This is a genomic window from Lignipirellula cremea (genome assembly GCF_056501455.1).
Map to the genome: position 1 here is coordinate 2,355,548 of NZ_CM151415.1, position 12,128 is coordinate 2,367,675.

The window sequence follows — 12,128 nt, forward strand, 5'->3', positions numbered from 1 at the left end:
CCACCGGCGCCGCCGGAATCGCCGAGACCTAAATGCAGCGACAGACTGCCGTTAACTCCCCGCAGCGGGGCTTCATTCCCCGTACAGCGCCCGCAGGCAGACCTGCGACCAGGTTTCGAGGCGGTCGATCCGGGCGAAAAGCTCGCTGACCGGCAGAAACCCGGCGTCGAGCAGGTCGGCCTCCCGCGGGGTCACCTTCGGCTCGGCCAGTCGGAATCGGTGCGCGATGCCGAGGTGGACGCTGCCGACTTCGCTCGAGTCGTCGTTGATCAGGCCCAGGCAGGTCTCTTCGTACGGCGCGTCGAGAGCGACCTCCTCCTCGATTTCGCGATGCATGCCGCGGAAGTAGGGCCCCCGCGGATCGTCGCCGGCAGCGTCTTCGGACGAGATATGCCCGCCGACGCCGATGCTTCCCTTGGCGTGCAGTCGGCTTTCGCCCTGTCCCTTGCCGCGGACGTAGTGGAAGAGCATCGGCTCTCCGTCCGCCGGCAGGTACTCGAACACGACGTAGGGAATCAGTTGCTTAAACGACGGATCGCGTTCCATCTCCGGTCGAGGCCGGAACGAAAGGACGTCCTCCCGCAATAGCCGATCCAGATAGCGACCCGCGTCCGGCGAGAAGCCCTGGAACAGGCCGAGCTCGTGAAACGCCGCGGTCGGGACGACGAGGATTTGTTCGACGGCGCTCAAGACTTCGCCTCCGCCAGCGCCTTGGTCAAACCCTCGACGAAGAAGAACTCGCCCCACATGACGGACTCGTCGACGCCGAGGTTTTTGGCCGTGTGATAGACGCCGTGCTTGAGGATCCCTTCCCAGCCGGGCGTGTCGATGGCGAGATATTCCGGATCGCAGAGCGCGTCGAGCATCTCCAGCGCCGTCGTCCGATACCGTTCCGACTGGGCCGGATCGTCGACCTGTTTGGCCAGATGCAGGAGACCGCTCGCCGCGATGGCGCCGGCGCTGGTTTCCTTCTGCGCCCCCCAGGGCGCCGGCTGCGACAGATCGACGTCGAAGTCCCAGTACGGAACCTTGTCCGCCGGCAGGTGGGCCAGCCAGTACTCCGCATTGCGGATCGCCACGTCGAGCAGTTCGCGCTCGCCCGACAGTTCGTACGCCTGGCTGAAGCCGTACAGCGACCACGCCAGGCCGCGGGCCCAGGCGCTGTCGCCGCGCAGGCCCTGATGCGTCGTCTGTTCGAGGAAGGCGCCCGTCTGCGGATCGAAGATCCCCTCATGGGCCGTCGAACCGTCCGCTCGCACGATCGTGTCGCGCGTGGTGCGACAGTGGGTCAGCGCGATGCGGTAGAGATCATCGTCGCCCGTCGCCTTGGCCGCGTAGAAGATGATCGGCACGTTCATCATGATGTCGATGAACAGGCTCTCCGGCTTCACAAACGAGCAGAGATACTGCCCGGCCTCCTGAAACCGCAACGCGAGCGTCCGTCCGGCCTCGATCAGGACGGCCTGCTTCGACGCGTCCCCCGTCGCCTGGTACCAGGGGCGATACGTGTTCAGGAAGATGAAGCCCAGGTCATGCACCGCGCGATCGTGCTTGCGGTGTTCCAGCAGCAGGCTGTAACGTTCCGCCTGCGTCCGCCAGTAGGGTTCGCCCGTGCGACCGGCGAACTGCCACATCATCCCGGCCAGGAATCCGCCCGTCCAATCGGTCCAGAGTTCGCCTGCGTGGCGCCACTTCCCGCCCTCCGTATAGATCGGGAAAAAGTCAGGATGAGCCTCGACGAGATGCTTCACCTGACGCTCGGCGAAGCGCAGGGCGTTCTCGTAGACTGCCGAGCGATCGGCGACGGACATGAGCGACCCGGGAGCGTGCGGACGAAGCGGCGGAATGCGACTACCGTAGGGTCCGGCGAGTTTAGCCAGCATCGAAGTCCGGGGCGAGCGGAGGGTGTCAGCCCTCCGTGGTTTTCGATCGATCGAACAGCGACGGCACGGAGGGCTGACACCCTCCGCTCGCCAGTAAGCCATGACCGAACCTTCCCACCCCGCGACTTGGCCGGTCGAGCGACTGCTCGCGGAGTGCGACGTGCGCCGACAGCGACGCAGCGGGCCGGGGGGACAGCATCGCAACAAGGTCGAAACCGCCGTCGTCGTCACGCACCTGCCGACCGGCCTCAAGGGCGACGCGAGCGAGACGCGAAGCCAGGAACGAAACCGGCAGAACGCCGTTCAGCGCCTGCGCAAGGAGCTGGCCGTCCACGTGCGCACAGCCCCGGGCGACCAGCCGAGCGAACTCTGGCGCCGCCGCTGCAAAGGGGGCAAGATCGACGTCTCGACGGAGCACGACGACTTCCCCGCGCTGCTGGCCGAAGCGCTCGACGCGCTGATCGCCTGCGACGATCGGCTGCCCGAGGCGGCGACCTTCCTCGGCTGCTCCGCCTCACAGATCGTCAAGTTTCTGAAGAGCGCGCCGGAAGCCTTCACGCTCCTGAACGAACGACGCGTGGCGAAGGGTCAGCACGCATTGGGCTGACGCGCCTGCCGGACGATCGTCACGACGCGAGGCTCGGAACCAGTCTCCCGACGGTTTCAGGGGGCGTCGCCGTGCGACCGCCGAAGCCGAACGTCGCCCATTCGCGATCGTCGAGCAGCTTCGCGTAACCGGCCAGCGAATCGACGACGATGTCGGGTCGATAGCCGAACCGCGACAGGTCGCTGCGTTTCGTGCCGCCGCTGAGGACGAGGACCGTCCGGTAGCCGAGCTGCACGCCGCCGAGGATGTCGGTCTCCATCGTGTCGCCGATCATGACGGTTTCCGCGGTCGCGAGATCGAGCTCCTTCCTGGCCGCCCGCATCATGATGGGGCTCGGCTTGCCGACGCTGAACGCCTTCGTGCCGGTCGCCGTTTCCAGCATCGCCACCATCGCCCCGCAGCCGGGGCGCAGGCCGTTCTGCGTGGGGCAGTTGGGATCCATGTTCGTCGCGATCAGCTTGGCTCCCCCGACGATCATCCGGACCGCCGCTTCGACCATTTCGAGGTTGAAGGTCCGCCCCTCGCCGACGACGACATAGTCGGGCGAATGATCGACAACGGAGTAGCCGTGCTCGTGAAGCGCGGTCAGCAGCCCCCCTTCGCCGATGACGAAGGCCGTGCCGCCCGGCTTCTGCTCGGCCAGGAACCGGGCGGTCGCCTTGGCGCAGGTGAAGACGTGCTCCTCGTCGACGTCGATCCCCATCCGGCTCAGCTTGGTCGCGACGTCGCGCCCGGTCCGCTGGCTGTTGTTGGTCAGGAACCGAAAGGGGACGCCCCGTTCGCGAAGCTGGGCCACGAAGTAAGCGGCGCCGTCGATCAGTTCGGACCCGCGATAAATCACGCCGTCCATGTCGATCAGAAATCCGTAACGCATCGCATCGTCCCGCATGCGGCAGGAAGCGGCGGCGACCCTGCGGATCGCTCGACGCGCCTCGACTGCTTCGCTGGCTAGGCACGCGGCGTGCCGAGACGCCGCCCGCATTAAGACCGGACGGCACAAACGCCGCTACAGACGGGTTGTCCGGCGTTAATTAAGAATCGAAGCAGTTAAAGGCGTCTTTTTTAACTGCGCGCTCTTTAGGCACCGATGCTTCCATTAAGGCGGAATGGCGTAGATTCTACCGGAAACAGAGAGGCGACGGCTGATGGAACGGACGGTTTCGCGCCGTGACTACGCGTTCTTCTCGATCGTTTCCTGCAACCGATCGGGGTCGACGACCCAGCCGCGGCAGGTGGCGGCGCCGCACAGGCAGGGAATCGCCGAATCGGGATCCCAGGCGTAGTCGATGAAGATTTCTTCCCCCTCGCGAATCGTGCGCAGCGCTTCCAGGTAGGGCCGATCGTTGGGAAAGATGTCGGCGTCGCCGTCGTAGAAGAACAGAGCCGCGCTCGGCTCGCACGAATGGTTCAGAAAGCGGAACGGAGCGCCCGGCTCGAACGAGCGATCCTTGCCCGCGTCGATGCAGTAGTTCGATCCGTAGTCGGGATCGATGATCAGCGTGCCGGGGATCTCCGAGATGACGGTCCCCTTCGCGATGCGGCGCCGGGCGAAGACCCCTTTGCCGGCGATGCCGCGCCCGACGCGGACGAAGTTCTCCGCCCGTTCGCGCGCCTTCGGCGACGAGAAGCGGACGCGGCGGCGGACCTGACCCGGTGCGGTCGATTCGGCGGAAGCTTGCGGCATGCGACGTTCCCTGTCGAACGTTTTGAGCGGTACGCTAAAGTCAGCGTATCGAGCGGCGACGCAGTAGTTCGCGTCGGGACGTTTCGGCGAGCGAAGGGCGTCAGCCCTCCGTGCTCCGGACATCATATCCAAGCCGCCGCGCTGCGCAAGGCATTCGGCTGACGCCGTACGATCGATTCGGAGAAGTTTCAGCCGTCCGGCGACGCGCGACGCCGCGCTGTACGATGACGGCTCGTTCGCCGATCGTCCTCGCGCCCTTCGACCATGCCGCCTCCCTCGCTCTCGCCGGACGACGAAGGCTTCGTCGAGGCTTACCGCGCCTGGTCGTTCTGGATCGCCCTGTGGGCCGGCGCCTGGATCGGCGGCGCGGCGATCACGTCGCTGGAGGCGGAAAGCCTGCTCGGCCGGCTGCTCGGCTGGTCGGTCGTCGCCGCGAGCGGCGCCTCGATCGTGCTGTACGGAATTGACAAGTTCGCCGCGGTCGGAAAGAAAAGACGCCTTCCCGAAGCGACGCTCCACCTGGTCGCGCTGTTGGGCGGATGGCCCGGCGCCGCGATCGGCCAGCGGCTCTTTCGCCACAAGACCCGCAAGGCGTCGTTCCTGCTCAAGTTCCTCATAACAGCGGCGGCCCACTCGCTCTTCTGCTTCGTCGCGTTTCTGGTTCTGACGCTGCTGGTGTAACCCTTCGGCGAGCGGAGGGTGTAAGCCCTTCCGTGTCTTTCCGTATCGACATCGATCAAGCGCCGCACACCTCGGGGGACTCACGTCCCCCGCTCGCCTAAAAGAGAACATGGATCCCCGTCAGCAAGTCGCCGCGTCCGCCAAAACGATCGTCGTGAAGGTCGGCACGCGCGTCCTCACGCATAGCGACGGCAAGCTCAATCTCGAGCGGATCGAGGGGCTCTGCCAGGATCTCGAAGCGCTCATGCAGGCGGGGCGACGCGTCGTCCTGGTCAGCAGCGGCGCGGTCGGCGCCGGCATCGGTCGGCTCGGCCTGCCGGGGCGTCCCACCGACGTCGGTCAGCTTCAGGCGACCGCCGCCATCGGCCAGGCCCGGCTGATGGAGATCTATGACCGGTTCTTCGGCAAGATGAACCGCCCCATCGCGCAGATCCTGCTCACCGCCGAAGACCTCAACCATCGCGCGCGGTATCTGAACGTCCGGAACACGCTGCTCGCGGTTCAGAAGTTCGGCGCCATTCCGATCGTCAACGAGAACGACACGGTCTCCGTCGACGAACTGGTCCTCACCTTCGGCGACAACGATCGCCTGGCCGCGCAGGTGGCGGCGCTGCTCAGGGCGGAACTGCTCGTCATCCTGTCGGACATTCAGGGCATCTACGACGGCGATCCGGCCCTGCCCGAGTCGAAGCTGCTGCGATTGATCCCGAAGCTCGACGAGACGGTCGAAGGCTACGTCCGGGACAAGAAGTCCGGCCTCTCGAAGGGGGGCATGGCGAGCAAGCTGAAGGCAGCCCGCATCGTCACGACCGCGGGCGAGAGCGTCATCATCGCGCCGGGTCACGAGCCGCGGGTGCTGTCGCGGATCGTGGCGGGCGAGGAGGTCGGCACGCTCATTCTGCCGGGCAAGAAGAGCATCGTCTCGCGGAAGCGCTGGATCGGATACTCCGCCCGGCCGAAGGGATCGATCCAGCTCGACGCCGGCGCCTGCAGGGCCCTCGTCGAACAGGGCCGCAGCCTGCTCGCGATCGGCGTTACGCAATCCGACGGCGCCTTCGCCAAGGGAGACGTCGTGCAGCTGCTCGATCCTGCCGGCAAAGAGATCGCCCGGGGCCTCACCAACTACGACCGGGTCGAGCTCGACCGCATCCGCGGCCTGAAGTCCGACCGCATCGCCGAAGTCCTCGGCCGCGCGCCGTACGACAGCGTCGTGCACCGGGATAATTTGACGTTCGTGGGGTGAGATGCCGATTACGCGTCCCATTGCGAACCGGCGTCGCGCGAACGAAGTCTTAGTCGCGGAACACCGGTGCGGGCGCGACAAGAATGGACTGACTGATGGTTGACGAGAAGAAAGAACGCGATGAATCCGTCGCAGGACTTGAGCACGAGATTCGAACCCTAATCAACGAATCTCGCCTGAACTGGCTATTGAGGCGGGACCGGCCCAACTGGATGAGGATCTGCGCGTGCCTTGACACAATCGGAGACACGCAGATCGCCGTCGACGCATTTCCGATCAACAGCCTCGGCGATGAACAGGCGTTTGGGCTCGCCTACCTATCGATCTATGGGCTTTTTCAAGCATTCTTTCTTCAGCAGGATGCGTGCACCCATCTCGCGGCGGCCGTTGGCGTCACTCCCCTTGAGGACGCCCCAATGAAGGCAGTACGGGAATTGCGTAACGACGTGGTTGGTCATCCGACGAACAGGGGAAGGGGAAGCAATGAGTCGTTCCATGCGATTTCCCGGGCGACCATCGAAGGCGGATCCTTTGACGTATTGAGCATGGGGGCCGATCCTTCAAAAGATCGCTATCGGCGGATAGACGTTGCAGAAGTTCGGCGCGACCAACTCGTTGGAATCCTTAAGGCAATGAAAGAGATTCGCGACGCGCTTCGAGATCGAAATCGAGAACACTACGCGAAACACGTATCGAACAAGCTTGCCAGCCACTTAGCGGGAATGACGGACTACTACATCGGCAAGGTCGGAGAAGGCATCTCCCACGCGGAATCACTCCCGCAATCCCGCATCGCCGTGGCTCAACTACGAACGCAAGTCGAGGCACTTCATCGAGCGTTGCTCGAACGAGATGAACTTGATTCAGACGGGGCACTATCGAGCGATTTCACGATGGCGATGCATTGCCTCGGGCGACTGGAGGAATTTGTAAGCGGTTCGATGTGCGATACTCGGACGGCACTGGATGCTGAGGCATTTCTCATTTCGTTCGACGCCAAAATAGACTCGCTCCGAGAGATTGCCGTAGGTATCGACGAGGACTACCGGATCGGTGCCGAGGGAGGCGACCCTAATCAGTCGCGTCAGACGAGCCCGGAGCCAGTTCCGCAGATCGTGTTTGAAACTGTCGAACGCAAGACACCGAACGACTGACGGTCTATTGTTGAACAAGATCCGTTCGACACTCTGCGAGACGACTAAATGCGTCAGATGCTCCGATTCCTCGTCGTTCTATTGACGCCTGCCTTCTTCGCCTCCGCTGCCGAACCCTTCCCCGGCAAACAGTCTGAATGGTCGGGCGGCGTCCGCTACGACTTCGAGCATGAAGGCCGACCGGCGATCGTGGTCGCGCCGAAAGAGCCGGCGGGGGGGAGGCCGTGGCTGTGGCGGGGAGAGTTCTTCGGAGCGTTCCCGTCAGTCGATCAGGCGCTGCTGAAGCAGGGGTGGCATGTCGCCTACCTCGATTGCCAGAACACCTTCGGCCATCCCGACACGATGAAGAAGTGGGAGACGTTCTACGATCTGCTCACGACGAAGCATGGCCTGTCGAAGAAGCCCGTGCTGTACGGCATGAGCCGCGGCGGGCTGTACGTCTACAACTGGGCCGCGCTCCATCCGGACAAGGTCGGCCTGATCTACGGCGACGCCCCGGTCTGCGACGTGAAGAGCTGGCCGGGCGGCAAGGGGAACGGTCCCGGCAGCCCCGGCGAATGGAAGCGCTTCCTCGACGTCCACGGGATGACGGAGGAACAGGCGCTCGCCTGGAAGGGGAACCCGATCGACCTGCTCGAACCGATCGCCGCCGCGAAGATCCCCGTCCTGCACGTCTGCGGCACGGCGGACGAACCGGTCCCCATGAGCGAGAACAGCGACGTCCTGCAGAAACGCTACGAAGCCCTCGGCGGCCCCTTCCATCTGATCGCCAAGGAAGGCGTCGGCCACCACCCCCACTCCCTCGACCCGCCCACGCCGATCGTGGAGTGGATCCTGAAGAACCGGATCGAGGAATAAGGCCGCAGGGGGCTGCTTACCAGCAGAAGCCCCACGACTCCCAGCAGGACCACTTGCACCAGTTCCAGTAGCCGGAGCAGCGCCAGCGGACGTTCTCCGTCCAGCCGGTCTCCGGCACGACGACCTCGGCGAGCGAGACCTCTTCCGCGGGCTGATAGAAGGCCTGCGTCCGGTCGTACAGGCTTTGCGGCGTCATGCGATACGCCGGCTCGTCAGGAAAGCGCTCCGCCGTCTGGAGGCACATCGTGGCGAATTCCGCGCAGTGGACGCCGTCGGCCGCGCGGTCGCGGACATGGCCCTTGATGGAATAGGGGTGGCCCAGGTGGACCTCGGCCATCGTCCGCATCAGTTCGAGTTCGCCATCCGTCCAGGGCCGATCGGGCGACGCCAGGTGCGGAACCATCGGATCGCCCCGCCCCTCGTTCAGGCGGGCCAGTTCGACGAGGTAGCTGTTCCAGCCGACCTTCCGCACGCGGGGCGGCGTCGCCTCGTAAACGATCGTTTCCCCCTGCTCCTGGAGGACGATCGCGACATGGCTGATCTCGCCCTCGGTGAAGCGCTCGACCGCCTTGTTGGAATGTTCGAGAAACAGCAGGCTTCCCGGCGCCGGCTCGACCGGCGACGCCGCGAAGACCAGCGCGACCCAGAGTTCGATCATCGGTTTTCCGACCGTTCGGACGCAGGTTTCGGAGGCGCAGCGCCAGCCGCGCCCTCTGGGAGGAATTCGTCAGCGGGGAGGATTTCTTGTGCCTAGCCGCCTGTTTCGTAGGGTGGGCCTTGGCCCACCTGTCGTCCTCACGATCGATCGATAACGAGCCGCCGGTCCATCCGAACGACGAGGAGCCGCGGACGTCGCCCCGAAGAGTCGCGCCGACCGTCGGTTCGACGCGGCCGCGAAGTCGATGCGGCAGCTCGGCGCAGAACGACAGGTGGGCCAAGGCCCACCCTACGAAAAGAATGGCCGAAAAGAACGGCAGGTCGCTGAAGGTCTCTACTTCGCGAAGATCTCGCTCATCCGCTTCGAGATATGCGCGAGGCGCTCTTCGCCGCCGCCGGGGATCTCGGCGGTGCCCCAGCCGGAGTAGTCGAGCTTCTTCAGCTCGGCCATCACCGCGGCCCAGTCGACGTCCCCTTCGAGCAGGTCGTGGCCGAACTTCCTCTCGGCGCCGTAATCCTTGATGTCGAGCTTCTTGATCCGCTTGCCCAGGATGGGGACCCACTCCTCGGGGCGACCGTACCGGACGCAGTTGCCGACGTCGAAGTAGGCGCCGACCAGTTCCGAACCGGCCTCGTCGCAGTACCGGGCGATCTCCTTCGGATCGGTCAGGAAGTCGTTCCAGACGTTCTCGATCAGGATCTGGATATTCAGCTCCTCCGCCAGCGGGATGGCCTTCTTCAGTTCCGCCATCGAACGGTCCCAGCACTGCTCGTAGGTGGCGTCCGCGGTGACGCGACCGGGGACGAGCAGCACGCTGGTCGCGCCCCACGCCTTGGCGTCCCGGATGGCGCCCTGCAGCGCGGCAAGGCCTTCCGCGCGGACTTCTTCGCTGGGGTCGGAGAGGCGCTTGTTCCAGTGGACCGAATCGACGACGCCGTGGACGATCAGGCCCGAGGCGTCCTTGGCCTTCTGCACTTCGTCGGCGGTCGGACCGCCCGGGCTGTCGAGTTCCACGCCGTCGAAGCCGAGCGCCTTCAGCGCCTTGAACTTGGTCGTCAGGTCGCCCTCGATGCCGACCATGCCGATTTTGACGGCCTTCTTGTAGCGCGGGCTCGCTTCCGTTTCGCTCTTCTCCTCAGCCAGAAGTCTCGAAAGGTCGGCGGTCGCGGCGATCGCGGTTCCGGCGGCGACGGTCTGCATCCAGGTACGGCGGGTCGATTGGATCAAGGAAGCGCTCTCCCAAGCGAATGGAAATGCGAGGCGCGAACGTCGAGAGGAGCACGACCGATCGGTCGAACTCTTCGCGTCCGAGGCCTCGCCGACTGGAGAGGATCAGGCGGCATTCACTATATTCGAGCAGGGGAGGCCGTTCACGCACGTTCCGCAGCTTCGCTTCGCACGCTTCCGAACCTCCCATCCGCTACCTATGTCCACGCCTGCCGCTTCGGACGCACGCGACGTCGAGACCGACCTCACCGGTCGGACGCTCGGCGATTACGCGATTCTCCGTCGGCTGGGCCGGGGCGGCATGTCGACGGTCTACCTGGCGGAACAGCGCTCGCTCAAGCGGCTGGTCGCGCTCAAGGCGCTGAAATCGCGACTGGCGGCGGACGATTCCTATGTCGCCCGGTTCCGGCACGAGGCGCAGGCCGTCGCGTCGCTCGTTCATCCGCACATCGTGCAGATCTACGAAATCGGTCGGGCGGAGGGCTGTCACTTCATCGCCCAGGAATATGTTTCGGGTCCCGACCTGAAGCAGGCCCTCCATCGGAACGGCCCGCTCCCCTGGCCCGTCGCCGCGCGGATCCTCCGCCAGGTCGGTCAGGCGCTCGCCCGGGCGTCGGAACAGGGCATCGTCCATCGCGACATCAAGCCGGAGAACATCCTGCTGACGCGCGACGGCGAGGCGAAGGTCGCCGACTTCGGGCTCGCGAGGCTGATTCTGCCCGACGACGACGTGCAGTTGACGCAGATCGGCATGACCATGGGGACGCCGCTCTACATGAGCCCCGAACAGATCGAGGGGCGACCGCTCGACGTCCGGAGCGATCTCTACTCGCTGGGCGTGACGATCTATCACCTTCTCGCGGGCGAGCCCCCGTTTCAGGGCGAGACGGCGCTGCAACTGGCCATGCAGCACCTCCGCCATCCGCCGACGCCGCTGGCGGAGACCGCGCCCGACGTGCCCCCCGGGCTGGCGAGCGTGGTGCTGAAGATGCTGGCCAAAGACCCGGCAGAGCGCTTCGCCACTGCGCAGGAGATGCTCCGTGCGCTGCGGAACGTGCCGGTTCCGGAAGCCTCGGCGGAGCTCGACTGGGACTTCGCGCCGGTCGAAACGCTGGAGGATATGCCGCTCGCCGTGACGCGCGAAAACGCGATGCAGGCGACCCAGCAGTTGCAGCAGGCGCTCTCGTCGCCGCCGAAACGGCGCAGCGGTCTGGGCCTCTGGCTCGGGGCGCTCGGCATCGGGGGCGCGCTGCTGGCGTTCGGCATCGGCGCGGCGCTCGCGGCGCGGACGTCGCCGCCCGATCTGATCGACTTTCGACCGACCGAGGCGCAGAAGGTTCCCCGGCGAGACACTGTCGACGAGCAGTATCTCTTCGCGCTCGGCGTCGATTCCGAGGAGGCCTATCTCTCGGTGCCGAAGTATTTCCCGCCTGCCGCCGATCCGCAGAACAAGGCCTACGCGAACAAGGCCATGTGGCGCCTGGCCGTGCTTTACCTGGAACGTCGCGACGACGCCAGGGCGAAGGTAATCTTCGACGGCCTGGTCGCGCTCGGGTCGACCGAGGAGCCGTACTACTCCATCGGCATGGCCGGCCAGGGGATCGTCGCCTACCGGGCGGGCGACCGAGCGACGGCGCTCGATCGCATCCTGCTCCTCAAGCCCGAACAGCGCCGGGAACTGCCCGACGAGATCATCGACTACGTGGTCGAGATCCTGCCGGTCGAGCTGTCGGGAGGCTGAGCGTTCGCGAGCCCGATCGGCTCATTCCGTGTACTGGCGTTCGTACGCGTGGCGGATGTAGCGGCGATCGGCGTCGTAGTCGCCCTGGTAGTCAGCCCGCAGGCGCTTGTCCAGGTCGTCGCTCCAATTGACGTGTTCGGTCTTGTACCGGCGCTGCGCCGAATAGCCGAACCGGAACGCCTGCTCGCGATTCTCGAAGGCGTCGTCCGAGCCTGCGGCCTGTTTGACCGTGTCGTCGACGTCCTGATTCATATCGCGGGCGCCCTTCACGCCGAAGTCCGCCTTCGTCTGTTCCCAGTCGTTGGCGAAAGCCTTCTTCACGCGTTCCCACGCGGTGAGGTCGTCCGTCGATGCGGTGTGAGCCACGGTTCTATGCCTTGAAGAGAGGATTC

At 65.2% G+C, this 12,128-nt stretch carries 13 protein-coding genes; 6 read left to right on the top strand and 7 right to left on the bottom strand.

Translation table 11 applies throughout. From position 1 onward, the window contains the following. Positions 1-72 precede the first annotated feature (72 nt). Together SH602x_RS09130 and SH602x_RS09135 are read right to left on the bottom strand one after the other, a co-directional pair. A complete protein-coding gene (locus SH602x_RS09130) occupies positions 73-690 on the bottom strand; it encodes a phosphoesterase (RefSeq protein ID WP_479476491.1) in 618 nt (205 codons plus the stop codon). After that, positions 687-1,883 (bottom strand): glycoside hydrolase family 88 protein, encoded by a 1,197-nt coding sequence (locus tag SH602x_RS09135; RefSeq protein WP_479476492.1) that lies wholly within the window; start codon positions 1,881-1,883, stop codon positions 687-689. The genes SH602x_RS09130 and SH602x_RS09135 overlap by 4 nt, the downstream gene beginning before the upstream one ends. Positions 1,884-1,983: 100 nt before the next feature. On the opposite strand from SH602x_RS09135, the gene SH602x_RS09140 reads away from it, so the two are divergent. Continuing rightward, a complete protein-coding gene (locus SH602x_RS09140) occupies positions 1,984-2,490 on the top strand; it encodes a peptide chain release factor family protein (RefSeq protein ID WP_479476493.1) in 507 nt (168 codons plus the stop codon). 19 nt (positions 2,491-2,509) lie between these two features. Here SH602x_RS09140 and SH602x_RS09145 read toward each other — a convergent pair whose 3' ends face one another. Both SH602x_RS09145 and SH602x_RS09150 read right to left on the bottom strand, forming a co-directional pair. Next, positions 2,510-3,364: an HAD-IIA family hydrolase gene (locus tag SH602x_RS09145; RefSeq protein WP_479476494.1), complete on the bottom strand. Its 855-nt coding sequence runs from the start codon at positions 3,362-3,364 to the stop codon at positions 2,510-2,512. Between the two features lie 297 nt (positions 3,365-3,661). Beyond that, complete coding sequence (locus tag SH602x_RS09150) at positions 3,662-4,174, bottom strand: SET domain-containing protein (protein WP_479476495.1); 513 nt, start codon at positions 4,172-4,174, stop codon at positions 3,662-3,664. Between the two features lie 264 nt (positions 4,175-4,438). On the opposite strand from SH602x_RS09150, the gene SH602x_RS09155 reads away from it, so the two are divergent. The 4 genes from SH602x_RS09155 (at position 4,439) to SH602x_RS09170 (ending at position 8,110) form a co-directional block, all read left to right on the top strand. Further along, positions 4,439-4,855, top strand: coding sequence for a DUF1294 domain-containing protein (locus tag SH602x_RS09155; RefSeq protein ID WP_479476496.1), 417 nt, complete (start codon positions 4,439-4,441; stop codon positions 4,853-4,855). A gap of 109 nt (positions 4,856-4,964) precedes the next feature. Beyond that, a complete protein-coding gene (gene proB, locus SH602x_RS09160) occupies positions 4,965-6,098 on the top strand; it encodes a glutamate 5-kinase (RefSeq protein ID WP_479476497.1) in 1,134 nt (377 codons plus the stop codon). 95 nt (positions 6,099-6,193) lie between these two features. After that, entirely contained in the window at positions 6,194-7,252 is a 1,059-nt protein-coding gene (locus SH602x_RS09165; protein ID WP_479476498.1) for a hypothetical protein, read from the top strand. Positions 7,253-7,300: 48 nt separating this feature from the next. Beyond that, a complete protein-coding gene (locus tag SH602x_RS09170) occupies positions 7,301-8,110 on the top strand; it encodes an alpha/beta hydrolase family protein (protein ID WP_479476499.1) in 810 nt (269 codons plus the stop codon). Positions 8,111-8,126: 16 nt separating this feature from the next. On the opposite strand, the gene SH602x_RS09175 is transcribed toward SH602x_RS09170, so the two are convergent. Next, positions 8,127-8,768, bottom strand: a complete 642-nt coding sequence (locus tag SH602x_RS09175) for a hypothetical protein (RefSeq protein WP_479476500.1) — start codon at positions 8,766-8,768, stop codon at positions 8,127-8,129. 333 nt (positions 8,769-9,101) lie between these two features. Next, a complete protein-coding gene (locus SH602x_RS09180; RefSeq protein WP_479476501.1) occupies positions 9,102-9,995 on the bottom strand; it encodes a sugar phosphate isomerase/epimerase family protein in 894 nt (297 codons plus the stop codon). A gap of 199 nt (positions 9,996-10,194) precedes the next feature. Here SH602x_RS09180 and SH602x_RS09185 point away from each other — a divergent pair, with 199 nt between their 5' ends. Continuing rightward, the gene (locus SH602x_RS09185) at positions 10,195-11,736 is read left to right on the top strand and encodes a serine/threonine-protein kinase (RefSeq protein ID WP_479476502.1); all 1,542 of its coding nucleotides are present in this window, start codon (positions 10,195-10,197) and stop codon (positions 11,734-11,736) included. A 21-nt stretch (positions 11,737-11,757) separates the two neighbouring features. On the opposite strand, the gene SH602x_RS09190 is transcribed toward SH602x_RS09185, so the two are convergent. Beyond that, positions 11,758-12,102, bottom strand: coding sequence for a hypothetical protein (locus SH602x_RS09190; protein WP_479476503.1), 345 nt, complete (start codon positions 12,100-12,102; stop codon positions 11,758-11,760). Positions 12,103-12,128: the final 26 nt, after the last annotated feature.